Below are 15,858 nucleotides of genomic sequence, written 5' to 3'. Positions count from 1 at the left end.
ACCCTCCAGGCAGATCAGCGCACCAGCATCGAAGCTGCTGCCGCGACCATGATTGCCGCCGCACCGCGAAACAGTTTTCTTTGCGCACGCTCACTCGACAGCAAATGTCGAATGCGCAAGGCGGCAAATATGAACACGGCCCCGACCGCCAGCAGTACCAGCACCGTCAGCGGCACCAGAACCAGCCCCCATGTCTGCAAAGAGACCGTTTCAAGATTGATGACCAACGGCAAAAGCGCCAGATAAAAGGCAATGGTCTTGGGGTTGCCCAAGGTAATGGTCAGTCCGGACGCGGCCGCGGACAGCAACTCTTTTTTCTTCGCTGATTTTCCGATTTCTATGGCTTGATGATCTGCGAACCAGAACTGCCAGGCCAGGTAGCACAGATAAATCGCGGCCCCCCATCGCACTACCTGAAACAACGCATTGAAGTGTTCGGCAATCATGGCAAGGCCAAATACTGCAAATGAAAGATAGGTCAGGTCACCGAGGATCAGCCCGGACAGCAGGCAAAAGCCTGACACCGCCCCGCCGCTGACACTCCGTGCGACCAGCGCTGCCATACCGGGGCCAGGAATGGCGGCGGCAATACCCAACGCTGCCGAATACGTAAGAACCTGAGTCAGATCAAGCATGTTGCACTCCTTGAGACTTGACGCTGATTAATGAGCTTGCTTGAGATCCAGAAGGCAAACCCCTGTGTCGAAAAATATTACGTGTTTCCACGCGGAAAGAATCATCTGTTCTTACTAGCTGGATGGCTAAAACCGGTATAAATTTCCTGCAACATGAGGAGTAACGGTATTTATGACCCAACCGACATTAAGCCCGATAGATGTAAGGATCCTCACGGCGCTGCAGCAGGATGGCCGTATCACCAACCAGACCCTGGCCGACCAGATCGGCATGTCTGCCTCGCCCTGTTGGCGACGGGTCAGGCAGCTGGAAGAACATCGCTATATCCAGGGTTACAGAGCCGTACTGGACCGCCGCAAGATCGGGCTTGGCGTCATGGTGTTCATTCGTATCAGCATCGACAGTCATAGTGAGGCCGAGGCCAGAAAATTCGAGAAGGAAGTCATGCAGCTGGAAGATGTAGTGGCGTGCTACAGCATCGGTGGCGATGCGGACTTCCTGCTTCAGGTCGTAGCGCCCGATCTGGATTCCTTTGCTGACTTCGCCATGACCGTGGTCAGACGATTACCCGGCATCAAGGAAATGCAGAGCATGTTCGTCCTCAAGGAAATAAAACCGTTCGTCTCGTTCCCGGTAAAGCAGCCCGCATAGCATAAATGCGTGCATCGGCATCAATGACTGCACGCCCATCATTTCAAATAAAGGAATAGCCATGCCCACGACCGAGCCAGCCACCGTGACCTTCACCAGCGCCATCCCGATCCTGCGGATGTTCGATGAACGCAAAGCGCGTGAGTTCTATATCGACTTTCTCGGTTTCAGCATCGAATTCGAACACCGCTTCGAAGCGGATCTGCCGTTGTATCTAGGCATCAGCCGTAACGGGCTGAACCTGCACCTCTCCGAGCATCACGGTGACGCCTGTCCAGGTGCGGCGGTGTTCATTCCGACGCAGAACATCGAGCAATTGCGCGATGAGCTGATCGGCAAGCAGTACGGCTATGCCCGCCCGGATATTGTTCAGCAAGGCTGGGGGAAGGTACTGGAAGTCTGCGACCCGTTCGGTAACCGGCTCAGGTTCTGCGAGAGCTGAGAAACCCGCATTGATGTCAGCCGTGCGGCGATACTATTCGCCCTGCGGCTGACACGACCCATCTTTGTGCACACAGACGCATTCAAGCGCACACATGACGCATGATTGCAGCGCAACTCACCGCCAATAGCCAGTAATCCCGCCGTAAATCGCCCTCCGGCCGACGTTGGCCCATAACGTGCAAACGCGTCAGTTCATCTTGTATACATGAATGAACACCACCATGACCGCACTCGATATTCCTGAACTTCAGTCGGCGCTCCGCTCCGGCGAAACCACGCTGACGACTCTGGTGCATACCCTGACTGCGCATATTGATGCGGATGACCGGGCAGAGGTCTGGATTCATCGCGTTCCCCTGGCACAGCTTGTCGAGCGGGCAAAGGCGCTGGAGGGCATCGCCGAAGAAATGGGCGATGCGCTGTATGACCGGTTGCCGCTGTTCGGCGTGCCCTTTGCGGTCAAGGACAATTTCGACGTGGCGCAGATGCCGACCACGGCTGCCTGCCCGACGTTCGCCTACGTACCCGAGGACAATGCTCACGTTGTGCAGCTGCTGCTCGACAGCGGCGCAATCCTGATGGGCAAGACCAATCTCGATCAATTCGCCACAGGCCTGGTGGGCGTCCGCTCGCCTTACGGCGCGGTACGCAATGCGCATGATCCGGCCTACGTCAGTGGCGGTTCGAGTTCCGGTTCGGCAGTGGCGGTAGCGCGTGGCTACGTCAGTTTTGCACTGGGCACGGACACCGCAGGTTCAGGCCGCGTGCCAGCCGGCTTCAACGGCATCGTCGGGCTCAAGCCCAGCCTTGGCCTGTTCAGCAGCCGCGGGGTCGTGCCTGCCTGCCGCACGCTGGACTGCCCATCCATCTTTGCCAACGATGTGATGCAAGCCTGGCAGGTGGCGCAGGTCATTGCAGCTTACGACCCGCTGGATGCGTCCAGTGTGGCCGTGCAGGCATTGCCGGTGCAGCGCAGGGTTCGGCGTGTCGCCGTCGCGCGGCACTGCGAGTTCTTCGGCGATGAGCAGGCACAGGCGGCTTACCTCAAAACTCTGGAAGCCCTGCAAAACGACCCGCTGGTGACGGTCAGCGCTATCGAGTTCGACGTGTTCGCCGAGGCAGCTGCCCTGCTGTATCAAGGCCCGTGGGTGGCGGAACGCCGCGCTGCCATCGGCGAATTCTTCGCCAGCAACGCGGCCGACATTCATCCCGTGGTGCGCGGCATTGTGCAGAGCGCTGATTCATTCGACGCCGTGGACACGTTCAACGCGCGCTATCGCCTGGCAGAGCTGACCCGCGCTGCGCAGCAACTGCTGACCGACATCGATGTGCTGGTGGTGCCAACCGCGCCGTGCATGCCGACCATCGAAGCGGTGCTCGGCAACCCGGTCGCGCTCAACTCACAGCTCGGCTATTACACCAACTTCGTCAACCTGATGAACATGTGCGCCATCGCCATCCCGACAGATCGTCGCGCGGACGGGCTGCCTGCGGGTATCACGCTGATTGGCCCGGCCGGTGCCGATCAACGCCTGGCAGAGATCGCCGCCGCCTGGCAGTCGCTGTTCGGCCAGGCTGACCAGCGTGACGCCGTGGCAATGGCTCCCCTGCCCTATAACAGCCCGACCGTACAGGTTGCGGTCGTCGGCGCGCATCTGGTCGGCCAACCGCTCAACTGGCAACTGCTTGAAGGTGGCGCTCGCTTGCTGCGCAGCACAACCACCAGCGCGGATTACCGCCTGTATGCGCTGGCAGAAACGTCGCCGCCGAAGCCGGGACTGGTGCGCGTCGCTGAACAGGGCGCGAGCATCGAGATAGAAGTCTGGGAAATGCCGCTGAACCAGTTCGGCGCTTTCGTCGCAGCCATTCCCGCGCCACTGGGCATCGGCTCGCTGCAATTGGCCGACGGCCAGTGGGTCAAGGGTTTCATCTGTGAGCCTGGCGGCCTTGAAGGCGCGCTGGACATCACTGACTACAAAGGCTGGCGCGCCTACCGCGCCGCGCACACATCTTCCATCGCTCAATGACCCGAGGTAGCACACATGTCGAATGTTGATCGTCGCAGTTTCATCAAGTTGGCGGGCATTATCGGCCTGAGCGCAGCGCTGCCTTTCGGTCGCGCCTATTCAGCCGATGCGCCGCTGGTAGTGGGTTTTATCTACGTCGGCGCTCGCGACGACTTTGGTTACAACCAGGCCCACGCCCAGGCAGCGGCCATCATCAAGACACTGCCCAACGTCAAAGTGATCGAGGAAGAGAACGTTCCGGAAACCGTGGCCGTACAGAAGACCATGGAAGCCATGATCCGTCAGGACGGCGCCACGTTGATTTTCCCGACCTCGTTCGGCTATTTCGAACCGCATGTGGTCAAGGTCGCCAAAAAGTACCCCGACGTCCGTTTCGCGCACTGCGGCGGTCTCTGGCAGAAAGGTCGCGACCCGATGAACGCGGGGAGCTTTTTCGGTTACATCGACGAGGCGCAATACCTCAACGGGGTGATCGCCGGGCACATGAGCAAGAGCAAAAAGCTCGGTTTTGTCGCCGCCAAACCAGTGCCTCAGGTGCTGCGCAACCTCAACGCCTTCGCCATGGGTGCCCGCTCGGTCGACCCGAGCATCGTCACCACGGTGATCTTCACCGGTGACTGGTCGCTACCGGTCAAGGAAGCGGAGGCCGCCAACGGCCTGATCGACCAGGGTTGTGACGTACTGACCTGCCATGTCGACGGGCCCAAGGTCATCGTCGAGACGGCTGAAAAACGCGGCGTGATGACCTGTGGCTACCACGCCAGCCAGGCTGCGCTGGCGCCCAAGGGCTACCTGACCGGGGCCGAATGGAACTGGGAGACGCCTTATCGTGCTCACGTCGCGGCAGCCCAGAGCGGCGCGCCGATGATCAACTTCCTGCGCGGCGGGCTGAAGGAAGGCTTCGTCAAGACGTCTGCCTACGGGCCTGCGGTCACGGCCGACGCCAGGCAGAAAGCCGATGCCATCAAGGCGCAGATGATGGCCGGTCAGTTCGTGATTTTCAAAGGCCCGCTCAAGGACAACAAGGGCAACGTGGTGATTGCCGATGGTGTTGCCCAAGGCCAGACCGACATTGCTCTGGAGAGCATGAATTACCTGGTCGAAGGCGTGCTTGGCCAGCTCTGAGGAACATTCATGAGTTCATCGATAAGTCTGCGCCGCCTGGCCAGCGCGTTGTTGCCGGGGCTGCCTACGCTGCTGGCGGTGTTTTCCTCGTGCGTGCTGTTCGGGCTGTTTCTGGCGGTTCAGGGCAAGCCTGCCTGGCAGGCGCTGCACCTGGTCGGCGAAGGCGCCTTCGGCTCGTGGTTCGCCCTGGAAAACACCTTGCAACGCGCCGCGCCGCTGATGCTCACCGCGCTGTGCGTCGCCCTGCCCGCACGGGCCGGGCTGATCATCATCGGCGGTGAAGGCGCGCTGGTACTGGGCGGCCTGGCTGCCGCAGTGACACCCTTGTGGCTCAGCGATCTGCCAGCCGGTTTGATGCTTGCCTGCATGGCCGTCGCAGCAATGACCGTGGGCGCACTGTGGATTGGTCTGAGTGGCTGGATGCGCCAGCGTCGCGGGGTCAATGAAACGATCAGCAGCCTGCTGCTTTCGTACATCGCCCTGGCACTGTTCCGGCAGTTGGTGGAAGGCCCCCTGCGCGATCCGGCAAGCCTGAACAAGCCTTCGACGCCGCCGCTGGACGATGCCTATATGATCGGCACGATCAGCGACAGTTTCGAGGTGCACTGGGGACTGGTGGCGGGCGTCGTCGCCTGTCTGCTGGCGTATGTGCTGGTGCGCCACAGCGTCAAGGGTTTTGCCCTCGCCGTGGTCGGCGGCAACGTGCGGGCTGCGCTGATGATCGGCTTGCCCGTGGACCGGCTGATCATGCTCAGTTGCCTGCTGGGCGGTGCGGCGGCGGGCCTGGCCGGCATGTTCGAGGTCACCGCGGTGCAAGGCAGCGCCAACGCCGCACTGATCGCAGGCTACGGCACCAGCGGCATCCTTGTCGCCTTCGCCGCTCGCCATCATCCGCTGGCCATTATCGTCTGCGCCATCCTGCTTGGCGGGCTGGAGGCCAGTGGCGGACTGCTTCAACGACGGCTCGGTCTGCCGGACGCCACCACGCTGATTCTTGAAGGTCTGCTGTTCACCAATCTGCTGCTCTGGGAAGCCCTGGGTGGACGTATCGCCGCCTGGAAGATCAGGCTGACGGCGGCGCCTGCGCCGCTCGACAAGGGAGCACTGCAACATGGCTGATATCGACCTGACTACCTTTCTGCTCGCCCTGCTGGCCGGCGCCATCCGCGTCGGCACGCCTTTTCTGTTCGTCAGCCTGGGCGAATGCCTGACCGAGAAGAGCGGCCGGATCAACCTGGGGCTGGAGGGCATTCTGGTCGCGGGTGCCATGTCCGGATATGCCGTCGCGTGCCTGAGCGGCTCGGCGTGGCTGGGCGTCGGCGCGGCTGCCGGGGTCGGCATTCTGCTGGGCCTGCTGCATGGGCTGGCGTGCTCGTTGCCACGGGTCAACGACATCGCGTTCGGCATCGCACTGATCCTGCTCGGCACCGGCCTGGCGTTCTTTCTCGGCAAAGCCTTTATCCAGCCACAGGCGCCCATGCTGCCTTCACTGGCGCTGGGTGCCTGGAGCAGCGAAGAACGCGTGCGCTCGGCGCTGAACATCAATGTGCTGTTCTTCGTCGGTGCAGCGCTGGCGTTCGTGCTGCACTGGGGGCTGCGCACCACGCGCTGGGGGCTGATGCTGCGTCTGGTCGGCGACCATGCCGAAACCGCTCAGGCGCTGGGCTATCGACCGCTCAAGGTACGCATCGTGGCCACTGCGGTGGGCGGCGGGCTGGCCGGTATCGGCGGTGCCTATCTGTCGCTCTACTACCCCGGCAGCTGGAACGAAGGGCTGTCCAGCGGTCAGGGGCTGATGGCCGTGGCGCTGGTGATCTTTGCCCGCTGGCGCCCGTTGGCGTGTCTGTGGGCGTCGTTGCTGTTCGGCGCTGCCGGTGCCATCGGCCCGGCCCTGCAAGCGGTCGGTATCAGCACCGGCTATTACCTGTTTGCCGCAGCACCTTATGCGCTGACGCTGGTGGTGATGTACGCCACCTGTCGCCGTGGTCGCACTTTGAACGGCGCGCCGGGCGAACTCAGCCTGACGCGATGAACTGATCTTTTTTCGAGGAGACATTGCATGGCCAGTGGTCTTGGTGGTTTGAACAAGTCGCCCAATGGCGTGGTGATCGGCCTGGCGCAACTGGCGCTGCCCGATCCGCATACGCGCGAGGCGTTGTGGATGCAGACGCAGAAAGTGGTCGGCATGGTTGCCAAGGCTCGGCGCAGCAATCCGGGCATGGATCTGATCGTATTCCCCGAATACTCGCTGCACGGCCTGTCGATGAGCACGGCGCCGGAGATCATGTGCAGCCTCGACGGCCCGGAAGTCATGGCACTGCGCGAGGCGTGCAAGACGCACCGGATATGGGGCTGCTTCTCGATCATGGAAGCCAACCCGCACGGCAACCCGTTCAACAGTGGCCTGATCGTCGATGACCTTGGAGAGATCCGCCTGTACTACCGCAAGCTGCACCCGTGGGTGCCGGTCGAACCGTGGGAGCCGGGCGATCTGGGTATTCCGGTCTGCGACGGACCGCGCGGCAGCAAGCTGGCGCTGATCATCTGCCATGACGGCATGTTCCCGGAAATGGCCCGCGAGTGCGCCTACAAGGGCGCCGACATCATGCTGCGCACCGCGGGTTACACCGCACCGATCCGCCACTCGTGGAAAATCACCAATCAGAGCAACGCCTTCACCAACCTGATGCAGACCGCAAGCGTCTGCATGTGCGGCTCCGACGGCACGTTCGACTCCATGGGCGAGGCGATGTTTGTCGACTTCGACGGCACGATCATGGCCGAAGGGGGCGGCCGGGCCGACGAAATCGTCTGCTGCGAACTGCGCCCCGACCTGGTCCGCGAAGCCCGTGTGCACTGGGGCGTGGAAAACAACATCTATCAATTCGGGCATCGCGGCTATGTGGCGGTCAAGGGCGGCGCACGCGACTGCCCTTACACCTACATGCACGATCTGAGCGCAGGTCAGTACCGTCTGCCGTGGGAAGACGATGTCGTGCATACCGATGGCAGCTCGTGCGGTTTTGCGGCCCCCGAGCGCGACTTCAAACCCACCCCCGGCAGCTGGAAGGAGTAACGCCATGAGCGAACGTCATATTGCATCGGCGCCCTACCCCTGGCCCTGGAACGGGCAATTGCATGCGCACAACACGGCCTTGATCGTGATCGACATGCAGACCGACTTCTGCGGCGTCGGCGGCTACGTGGACAGCATGGGTTACGATCTGGCGCTGACCCGTGCGCCCATCGAGCCGATCAAGGCGCTGCTCGCCACAATGCGCCCGCTGGGCTTCACCATCATCCATACCCGCGAAGGTCATCGCCCGGACCTCAGTGACTTGCCCGCCAACAAACGCTGGCGCTCGCAGCGCATCGGCGCGGGAATCGGCGACCCCGGTCCGTGCGGCAAGATTCTGGTGCGTGGCGAGCCGGGCTGGGAAATCATTGGCGAGTTGGCACCGCTGCCCGGCGAAATCGTGCTCGACAAGCCCGGCAAAGGCTCCTTCTGCGCCACCGATCTGGAACTGATTCTGCGCACTCGCGGCATCGACAATCTGATCCTGACCGGCATCACCACCGACGTCTGCGTGCACACCACCCTGCGCGAAGCCAATGACCGTGGCTTCGAGTGCCTGCTGCTGGAAGACTGCTGCGGGGCGACCGACCCTGACAACCATGCGGCGGCCCTGAGCATGGTCAAAATGCAGGGTGGCGTGTTCGGTGCGGTCGGCCATTCCTCGATGCTTCGCGACCTGCTGGGAGCATGAACATGCGCGCCCCGAGCCTTGAGACGATTGGTGCGAGCAAATACTTCGGCAGTTTTTGCGCGCTCGACGAGGTGTCCTTCAAGGTCCGCGCCGGCACCGTCCATGCCCTGCTCGGCGAGAACGGCGCCGGCAAGAGTACGCTGGTCAAAGGCATCATCGGCTACAGCCCGCTGCAGTCGGGCAGCATTCTGATCAACAACCGCGAACACGAAATTCGCACCCCGCGCGACTCTCATCAGTTGCAGATCGGCATGGTGTATCAGCACTTCACCGTCGCGCCGGGCCTGAGCGTGGCGGAAAACCTGGTGCTGTCGCGCGGCGATCTGCCGTGGCGTATCGACTGGGCCAGCGAGCACCAGCGCCTGGAAGCGTTCATGGCAAAAATGCCTTTTCGTCTGGACATCCATCGTCCGGTCAGCAGCCTGGCGGCCGGCGAAAAGCAGAAACTGGAAATCCTCAAGCAGCTGTATCTGGAGCGCCGGCTGGTGATTCTCGACGAACCGACTTCGGTGCTCACGCCGCAGGAAGCCGACGAGGTGCTGGGGCTGATGCAGGCGATGGCGCATCGTGGCGAACTGACCGTCCTGATGATCACCCACAAGTTTCGCGAAGTCAGCACCTACGCCGATGACGTCACTGTGTTGCGCAAGGGTCGCTGGGTGGGCAGCGCGGCAGTGGCTGACACCACCACGCAACAGATGGCGGCGTGGATGATGGGCGACGCACAGGTACGCGGGGTGAGCAGCGAGCGCCCGGTGATGGCGGCCCGCCCGCCGCAGTTGCAGGTGACAGGCCTGGATGTGCCTGGCGACAAAGGCACGCTGGCGGTGAAAAACCTGTCTCTGGCCGTTCACCCGGGTGAAATCGTCGGGGTTGCAGGCATCTCCGGCAACGGTCAGCGTGAACTCACCGAAGCGCTGCTCGGCCAGCGCGCCTTCAGCGCCGGGCAGATAGCGGTCGACGGTCAGCCTTACCACGCACGGCGTGAACAGATGCAGCGCCTGCGCGTGTTCAGCCTGCCTGAAGAGCCCCTGCGCAACGCCTGCATCGGCACGTTCAGCGTGGCTGACAACCTGGCCCTGCGCAATTTCGACCAGCCGCCTCTCTGCCGCCAGGGCTGGCGTCTGGATCGTCGCGCAGCAGGTGTGCAGGCACGCAGCCTGATTGAGCAGTTCCAGGTGTCGCCCAACGACCCTGACCGGCCGATCGGCACCTTGTCCGGGGGTAACGTGCAGCGCGCTGTACTGGCCCGTGAACTGACCCACGACGTCGCGGTGCTGATCGTCGCCAACCCGGTATTCGGTCTGGACTTCGCCAGTGTCGCGCTCATTCACCAGCGCCTGATCGACGCTCGCAACAGCGGCACAGCGGTCCTGCTGCTCAGTGAAGACCTCGACGAGCTGCTGAGCCTGGCAGACCGTATCGTGGTCATTCACGACGGCGAACTGGTGTTTGAAACCCGTGCAGCGGACGCCGACCGTACCGAGCTGGGCCGACACATGGCCGGGGCCGAGCATCTCGCGGGGCAATCGGCATGAACAAGGTCAATGCGCGCCCTGACCGCTTCGCCTTCGACACGTCCCGTACCGCTGTGGTGATCATCGACATGCAGCGCGATTTCCTCGAACCCGGCGGCTTTGGTGCCGCACTGGGCAACGACGTCGCACCGTTGCAGGCCATCGTACCGTCCGTGCAACGCCTGCTGACGCTGGCGCGCGATGAAGGCATGACGGTGATCCATACCCGCGAATCACACCGCCCGGACCTTGCCGACTGCCCGCAAGCCAAACGTGACCATGGCTCGCCGGGCCTGCGCATCGGCGATCCCGGCCCCATGGGGCGCATCCTGATTCGCGGCGAACCCGGCAATCAGATTATCGACGCCCTGGCACCACTCGCTGACGAGTGGGTCATCGACAAACCCGGCAAAGGCATGTTCTTCGCCACCGACCTGCAGCAGCGGCTGAGCCAAGCCGGGATCACCCATTTGATCTTTGCCGGCGTCACCACCGAAGTCTGCGTGCAGACCAGCATGCGCGAAGCCAATGACCGGGGTTATCGCTGCCTGCTGATCGAGGACGCGACCGAAAGCTACTTCCCTGCGTTCAAAAAGGCCACGCTGGAGATGATCACCGCACAAGGCGGGATCGTCGGCCGGGTTGCCTCGTTGACGGACCTGGAGCAGGCGCTGCAGACAAGGAGCACACACTGATGGACATCAACCTCCCCCACGTGGTCGCTGAAGTGACCCACGCCTTTCACGACTACGAACGCGCCCTGCTGGCCAATGAACTGAGCACGCTGGATGCGTATTTCTGGAATTCCGAACAGACCGTCCGCTACGGCGTCGCCGAGAACCTGCATGGCGCCGAGACGATTGCGCGCTATCGACGCCAGTGTCAGCCGGTGGGACCGGGCCGCACGCTGCTGCGCACCGTTGTGAGCACCTTCGGTGAAGACTTCGCCACGGTCAGTACCGAGTTTCATGATGGCGTCACCCAGCGCCTTGGCCGGCAGATGCAGACCTGGGCGCGGCTGGATGGCGGCTGGAAAGTCGTTGCCGCACATGTCAGCATTGACCTGAGCAGCCTGGAGCCACGCCCTTGAATTCCCCGAACACCACCAACGCGCTGGCTGAAGACGTCTATCGGCGGCTCAAGCAGGAGATTTTCGACTTCTACCTGCTGCCCTACGACCGCTTCACCGAAACCCAACTGGCCGACCGTTATCAGGTCTCGCGAACGCCGGTGCGTGACGCACTCTACCGCCTGCAACGCGAAGGCTACCTGGACGTCGAGTTCCGGCGTGGCTGGTCAGTCAAGCCTCTGGATTTCAACCAGATCGACCAGCTCTACGATCTGCGCATCGTGCTGGAGTGCGCGGCGGTCGAGCGCATCTGTGCCTGCGCCGAAGTGCATCCGGAACTCACTATTCTGCGCCAGCACTGGTTGATCGATCGCGATTGCTGGCAGATAGATATGCAAGTGGTCGCCGACCTCGATGAACAGTTCCACACCCAACTGGTGGCCGCTTCAGGCAACCTGGAAATGGCCCGCATCCATCAGGAAGTGACCGAGCGCATCCGTATTGTGCGCCGCCTGGACTTCTTCAAAAGCGCGCGTATCGAACATACCTACCTCGAACACGCCGCGATCCTCAATGCCCTTCAGGCGCGCAAACGTGACGAAGCCTTATTGCTGCTGCGTTCCCATGTAGAGATCAGCAAACTGGAAGTACGCAAACTGACGATCTCCATGCTCAGTGATGCGCGGCGGCGGTATGAGGCGTGAGGTTTCTACGCTTCAAATCAAAACTTCTGGGGGGCAGGTCTGATACGTGAGCGCCTGTGCGCCCTGCGGTGGGCAGTCAAGAGTTTGTACTGCGATAAAGCGCACTTCTAAGGTTCCGGATCGATAAGCCGTTCAAGCCCTTCAATGGCCACTTTGCACCACTCCGGGACTTCGTCAATTTTGTATTCGACAATCGAAGCGTCTGTGATTTCTGCTTCGAGTTCTGCAGTATCTCCAGAGTTATCAAACAAGTATGCTCGACTCGTTGCCTGGATAGCCTCCGGCAGTAACGCCAGGCATCTGTGATAACGGGCATGCACTTTCTCAGGGGTGACATTGTGCCCGCCCTCGCCAACACGAATCGCGATCCGGTTGATATTGATACTCGGGTTTTCAGTGGCAACGAAATATAAATAAGTCCGGTATCCCATCGCCTTGGCTTTTTTGATGAACTCCACTTTGGAACGGTCCGACATGACTGTCTCAAACGTGAAGCTGGCGGACTGAACAAGCAATTGATGCCTGATGAAATCAGCAACGACCGAGGCGTGGTAAGAAGTGAATGTGATGCCTTCAATCAATAGCGATTGGGCGGTGATGAAGAAATGCTCAGCCTGACAAGCCAACCGTTCTCTTTCAATGAGGGGGTGCGAGGAGAAAAACGCCCGGAAAGCTTGCTGATCATCTTCAATCGAAAAAGGGGAAAGATCTATAAACCCATTATCGCCCGCCTCACGCTCAAGGTCGTCGGCATTGACGTAAATGTAAATCAGGTCAGGATCAAGTATGCGCTTGATGGTGCTCTTGCCTGAACCGTTAGGGCCGGCAAATACGCGTAGCCTAGGTACGGGCACTGGTAGCGGACCTTGGGCCGATCCTGAAGGAGCCGGTCGCTACCTTGCGTCTCGGCGTGGAGGCACAAACGACTTCTTCAGTGCCGTCCGCACATTCGGCGACGATAAATCCTCCTTTGGACAGCAACACTGTCTGCCCGGAGGATTTTGCCTTCTCATAGGCCATTCTGGTGGCAAGGGACGCTTTGGCCGGAATCTGAGCTTCCAGCTCCTGAATAGCTTCTTCGGACAGTACATCTTCTGAAGATCTAGGCATTAATCCTCCTCGTCAGCATGTTCAGCGTAACCTCAATGGCCAGATCATAGACCGAAAACGCTTTTTTCGACACCAACCGATACTCGTCAGTGTTACCAATCATGAGAAGCGCCACGGTCTGACGGATCATGATGTGGGCGAAAGTACTTAGACAAAACCGCAAGCAAGAGCCCACTGAATTGAGGCGCATCAATCAGCCCATCCGGACATCCAGCCTCCCATGCAACCTTTTGAAACCTGCCCTGTCGTAAGCATTAGCGCGTAATAGCACTTAGGCATCAGCCTGTATTTGCTGTATTAATACATGAACCTCCACTGTTTATTCGGCCGGTGACTGACAGTCTGGCTCGTTATGCAATGGGTCAGTCGTCGCCTCGACTAAACGTCTCTTAGCAATATCAAGTCTGTACGTGGTCCTGGCTGAAAAATCAGCTGAACCCATCAGACCATCTCTCCGCGCAGCTGGAAGAGGTCCACGGAACGGGTCCACGGCTTATGCGCTGCCGAACATGATCCGGGCCACACATGCAAGCCATTCAGGAATAGCGATCGATGAACCCACAGGGCTATGAGCACGACCACGTCATACCGACGAATGTTGAAGATGTTGCCAAGGTATTGCAGGCCGCTGCTCACTCCGCCTCGTGCACCGCCGCTTTGCTGATGGTATCCAGCGCTACAGGCTGGGAACAGTTGGTCAGCTGCGGCCAAAGCCTGCTCAAAGCGGATGAGGCATGGTTGAGGATGGTCTCGTCGTATGGCGACGTGGTGCTGGTCGGTCAGGACAGTCCGGCGAATGCGATCCAGACCAACAGCCCGGGGACTACCCTGATCTACGTTGCTATCCGTGGCTTCAGGCATGAGTTGCTGGGCGCGATGCTGTTGAGCAACAGCGATGGCGCAATGGTGCTGAGCGCTGCGCAACGCTATGCGCTGCAGGCCCAGGCGGTTCATATTCGTACCTACCTGCAACCGGGACGTGATCCCGAGGCCAACAATCCGCTGGTCACCTCGTTCGAACGCCTGCGCTTGCTTGAATCGGTGGTCATCAACGCCAATGACGCGATTCTTATCACCGAAGCGGAACCCATCGATCTGCCCGGCCCGCGTATCGTCTATTGCAACCCTGCGTTTCTGGCAATTACCGGCTTCACGGAAGAGGAAGTCATAGGCCGCACGCCCCGGATCCTGCAGTGTGAGGACACCAGTCGGGCAACGCTGGACATTATTCGCGAGGCTCTCAGTCACTGGCGACCGGTTGAAGTCGAATTGCTCAACACCCGCAAGGATGGCAGCCAGTTCTGGGTCGAGTTGAGCATTGTGCCGGTGGCCAACGAAAAAGGCTGGTTCACCCATTGGGTATCCGTGCAGCGCGATATCACCGAGCGCAAGGAATCTCAGCAACTGGCTCAGCGAGCTCGTCTGGAGTGGGAGGAAAAGCTTGCGTTACAGAGCCGGCTGGAGGAACGCGAGCGCATGTCCGAAGAGCTGACCTATATCGCTTTTCACGATGAGCTGACCTCACTGTTCAACCGCGCTTACCTGATGAACGAATTGACCACGGCATTTGAAACCCGTAAGTCTCGTTACGAACGGGCAACGGTACTCTTTCTGGACCTGGACGGTTTCAAGGTGGTCAACGACAGCATGGGGCACCTGGCCGGTGACCAGTTGCTCAAGGGGGTCGCGAACCGATTGCAGACCTGCGTTCGCTCGAATGATGTGTTGGCGCGAATCGGCGGCGACGAATTTGCGATCCTGCTGATGGGCAAGGATCAGCCGGAGACTGCCGTAAAAATGGCTGAACGCATCGTGAGCCAGTTGAACACGGCAATCCAGATCGAAGGCCAGGACATTTTCATCTCCTGCAGCATCGGCATCGTCAGCGCAGGCGAAAGTCATACCAAGCCCGAAGAGTTGCTGCGTGACGCCGATGTGGCCATGTACTCCGCGAAAAAACAGGGCCGAGGACGCTGGAGCATCTTCAACACCTCAATGCGCGAGGCGGCGATCGACACGCTGATGATTCAGAACGCGTTGCGCCAGGCACTGGAAGACAAGGATTTCCTGGTCTTTTATCAGCCGATCTACAGCGGCAACTGTGAACACCTGGTCGGGGTCGAAGCCCTGGTCAGATGGAACCATGCCACCATGGGCATCATTTCTCCCGATGCGTTCATCCCGATTGCCGAAGACCTGGGGATTATTCATGAGCTGGGTGCCTGGGTAATGCACAAAGCCTGCAGCGAAGTGCAGGCCTGGCGCAAGGAGTTCTCTCATCTGGACCTCAGGCTCAATGTCAACGTGTCCGGAAAAGAGTTGAGCCATCCCGGATTCGTCGATCGGGTAACACGGATCATTGCCTCCACCGGCCTGCCTGCTACACAACTGCAGATCGAGGTCACCGAGTCGGTGTTTCTCTATCAGCCTGACGCGATCGCGGAGATTCTCCGGCAGATCAGGCAGCTTGGCGTGAGAGTGGCGCTGGATGACTTCGGCACGGGTTACAGCTCGCTCGGCTACATCGACCGTTACCCGATCGATGCCGTGAAGATCGATCGGTCCTTCGTGTCCCGAATGATGACGTATGAGCGCAGCGAAGCCATTGTCAGCAGCATCCTGTCGCTGGGACGAGCGCTGAACCTGGATATCACGGCGGAAGGTGTGGAGACAGCAGAACAATACAACCTGCTGCGCAAAATGGGCTGCCCTTACTTTCAGGGTTATCTGCTGAACAGGCCGATGCGCTCAGAGGCATTGCTGCATATCATCAAGTCCGCAGCCGAATGCACTGCCTGATTTACGCCG

General features: G+C 60.4%; 16 protein-coding genes. 13 read left to right on the top strand and 3 right to left on the bottom strand.

Annotated features, from left to right (window positions below; genetic code table 11):
- Positions 1 to 14 precede the first annotated feature (14 nt).
- Positions 15 to 635: a LysE family translocator gene (locus KUIN1_RS06485; RefSeq protein WP_004406576.1), complete on the bottom strand. Its 621-nt coding sequence runs from the start codon at positions 633 to 635 to the stop codon at positions 15 to 17.
- A gap of 172 nt (positions 636 to 807) precedes the next feature.
- Between KUIN1_RS06485 and KUIN1_RS06480 the strand changes: the two genes are divergently transcribed.
- The 12 genes from KUIN1_RS06480 (at position 808) to KUIN1_RS06425 (ending at position 11,940) form a co-directional block, all read left to right on the top strand.
- Positions 808 to 1,287, top strand: coding sequence for an Lrp/AsnC family transcriptional regulator (locus tag KUIN1_RS06480; RefSeq protein WP_011266867.1), 480 nt, complete (start codon positions 808 to 810; stop codon positions 1,285 to 1,287).
- A gap of 61 nt (positions 1,288 to 1,348) precedes the next feature.
- Positions 1,349 to 1,729 carry a glyoxalase superfamily protein gene (locus tag KUIN1_RS06475; protein ID WP_004406588.1) on the top strand — a complete coding sequence of 127 codons (381 nt, stop codon included), beginning with the start codon at positions 1,349 to 1,351 and terminating at the stop codon, positions 1,727 to 1,729.
- 223 nt (positions 1,730 to 1,952) lie between these two features.
- The gene (gene atzF, locus KUIN1_RS06470; RefSeq protein ID WP_162886028.1) at positions 1,953 to 3,758 is read left to right on the top strand and encodes an allophanate hydrolase; all 1,806 of its coding nucleotides are present in this window, start codon (positions 1,953 to 1,955) and stop codon (positions 3,756 to 3,758) included.
- A gap of 15 nt (positions 3,759 to 3,773) precedes the next feature.
- Positions 3,774 to 4,883, top strand: coding sequence for a BMP family ABC transporter substrate-binding protein (locus KUIN1_RS06465; RefSeq protein WP_004403015.1), 1,110 nt, complete (start codon positions 3,774 to 3,776; stop codon positions 4,881 to 4,883).
- 9 nt (positions 4,884 to 4,892) lie between these two features.
- Positions 4,893 to 6,002, top strand: coding sequence for an ABC transporter permease (locus KUIN1_RS06460; protein ID WP_004406590.1), 1,110 nt, complete (start codon positions 4,893 to 4,895; stop codon positions 6,000 to 6,002).
- On the top strand, positions 5,995 to 6,915 hold the full coding sequence (locus KUIN1_RS06455; RefSeq protein ID WP_004406591.1) for an ABC transporter permease: 921 nt from the start codon (positions 5,995 to 5,997) through the stop codon (positions 6,913 to 6,915). Before KUIN1_RS06460 ends, KUIN1_RS06455 begins: the two co-directional genes overlap by 8 nt.
- A gap of 27 nt (positions 6,916 to 6,942) precedes the next feature.
- Positions 6,943 to 7,959 carry a formamidase gene (locus KUIN1_RS06450; RefSeq protein ID WP_103714773.1) on the top strand — a complete coding sequence of 339 codons (1,017 nt, stop codon included), beginning with the start codon at positions 6,943 to 6,945 and terminating at the stop codon, positions 7,957 to 7,959.
- Positions 7,960 to 7,963: 4 nt separating this feature from the next.
- Entirely contained in the window at positions 7,964 to 8,650 is a 687-nt protein-coding gene (gene biuH, locus KUIN1_RS06445) for a biuret amidohydrolase (protein WP_116886521.1), read from the top strand.
- Complete coding sequence (locus tag KUIN1_RS06440) at positions 8,647 to 10,188, top strand: ABC transporter ATP-binding protein (protein ID WP_162886029.1); 1,542 nt, start codon at positions 8,647 to 8,649, stop codon at positions 10,186 to 10,188. Before biuH ends, KUIN1_RS06440 begins: the two co-directional genes overlap by 4 nt.
- Positions 10,185 to 10,862 (top strand): cysteine hydrolase family protein, encoded by a 678-nt coding sequence (locus tag KUIN1_RS06435; protein WP_004406595.1) that lies wholly within the window; start codon positions 10,185 to 10,187, stop codon positions 10,860 to 10,862. The genes KUIN1_RS06440 and KUIN1_RS06435 overlap by 4 nt, the downstream gene beginning before the upstream one ends.
- Positions 10,862 to 11,257 (top strand): oxalurate catabolism protein HpxZ, encoded by a 396-nt coding sequence (hpxZ, locus tag KUIN1_RS06430; RefSeq protein WP_004406596.1) that lies wholly within the window; start codon positions 10,862 to 10,864, stop codon positions 11,255 to 11,257. Before KUIN1_RS06435 ends, hpxZ begins: the two co-directional genes overlap by 1 nt.
- The gene (locus tag KUIN1_RS06425) at positions 11,254 to 11,940 is read left to right on the top strand and encodes a GntR family transcriptional regulator (protein ID WP_004406597.1); all 687 of its coding nucleotides are present in this window, start codon (positions 11,254 to 11,256) and stop codon (positions 11,938 to 11,940) included. The genes hpxZ and KUIN1_RS06425 overlap by 4 nt, the downstream gene beginning before the upstream one ends.
- A 107-nt stretch (positions 11,941 to 12,047) precedes the next feature.
- Here KUIN1_RS06425 and KUIN1_RS06420 read toward each other — a convergent pair whose 3' ends face one another.
- Together KUIN1_RS06420 and KUIN1_RS06415 are read right to left on the bottom strand one after the other, a co-directional pair.
- Positions 12,048 to 12,794, bottom strand: coding sequence for a zeta toxin family protein (locus KUIN1_RS06420; protein ID WP_011266861.1), 747 nt, complete (start codon positions 12,792 to 12,794; stop codon positions 12,048 to 12,050).
- Positions 12,781 to 13,050 carry a hypothetical protein gene (locus KUIN1_RS06415; RefSeq protein ID WP_004406599.1) on the bottom strand — a complete coding sequence of 90 codons (270 nt, stop codon included), beginning with the start codon at positions 13,048 to 13,050 and terminating at the stop codon, positions 12,781 to 12,783. Before KUIN1_RS06415 ends, KUIN1_RS06420 begins: the two co-directional genes overlap by 14 nt.
- Before the next feature lie 552 nt (positions 13,051 to 13,602).
- Here KUIN1_RS06415 and KUIN1_RS06410 point away from each other — a divergent pair.
- Positions 13,603 to 15,849, top strand: a complete 2,247-nt coding sequence (locus KUIN1_RS06410) for a putative bifunctional diguanylate cyclase/phosphodiesterase (RefSeq protein WP_011266860.1) — start codon at positions 13,603 to 13,605, stop codon at positions 15,847 to 15,849.
- Positions 15,850 to 15,858: the final 9 nt, after the last annotated feature.

The organism is Pseudomonas sp. KUIN-1 (genome assembly GCF_009176725.1).
Lineage (GTDB): Bacteria > Pseudomonadota > Gammaproteobacteria > Pseudomonadales > Pseudomonadaceae > Aquipseudomonas > Aquipseudomonas fragariae.
Note: the sequence above shows the minus strand (reverse complement) of the source record. Positions and strands in the feature narration are given on the sequence as shown.

Bases quoted from the DNA above. Each gene is read 5' to 3' on its own strand.
- KUIN1_RS06485 (WP_004406576.1), bottom strand. From the start codon at position 635: ATGCTTGATCTGACTCAGGTTCTTACGTATTCGGCAGCGTTGGGTATT.
- KUIN1_RS06480 (WP_011266867.1), top strand. From the start codon at position 808: ATGACCCAACCGACATTAAGCCCGATAGATGTAAGGATCCTCACGGCG.
- KUIN1_RS06475 (WP_004406588.1), top strand. From the start codon at position 1,349: ATGCCCACGACCGAGCCAGCCACCGTGACCTTCACCAGCGCCATCCCG.
- atzF (WP_162886028.1), top strand. From the start codon at position 1,953: ATGACCGCACTCGATATTCCTGAACTTCAGTCGGCGCTCCGCTCCGGC.
- KUIN1_RS06465 (WP_004403015.1), top strand. From the start codon at position 3,774: ATGTCGAATGTTGATCGTCGCAGTTTCATCAAGTTGGCGGGCATTATC.
- KUIN1_RS06460 (WP_004406590.1), top strand. From the start codon at position 4,893: ATGAGTTCATCGATAAGTCTGCGCCGCCTGGCCAGCGCGTTGTTGCCG.
- KUIN1_RS06455 (WP_004406591.1), top strand. From the start codon at position 5,995: ATGGCTGATATCGACCTGACTACCTTTCTGCTCGCCCTGCTGGCCGGC.
- KUIN1_RS06450 (WP_103714773.1), top strand. From the start codon at position 6,943: ATGGCCAGTGGTCTTGGTGGTTTGAACAAGTCGCCCAATGGCGTGGTG.
- biuH (WP_116886521.1), top strand. From the start codon at position 7,964: ATGAGCGAACGTCATATTGCATCGGCGCCCTACCCCTGGCCCTGGAAC.
- KUIN1_RS06440 (WP_162886029.1), top strand. From the start codon at position 8,647: ATGAACATGCGCGCCCCGAGCCTTGAGACGATTGGTGCGAGCAAATAC.
- KUIN1_RS06435 (WP_004406595.1), top strand. From the start codon at position 10,185: ATGAACAAGGTCAATGCGCGCCCTGACCGCTTCGCCTTCGACACGTCC.
- hpxZ (WP_004406596.1), top strand. From the start codon at position 10,862: ATGGACATCAACCTCCCCCACGTGGTCGCTGAAGTGACCCACGCCTTT.
- KUIN1_RS06415 (WP_004406599.1), bottom strand. From the start codon at position 13,050: ATGCCTAGATCTTCAGAAGATGTACTGTCCGAAGAAGCTATTCAGGAG.
- KUIN1_RS06410 (WP_011266860.1), top strand. From the start codon at position 13,603: ATGAACCCACAGGGCTATGAGCACGACCACGTCATACCGACGAATGTT.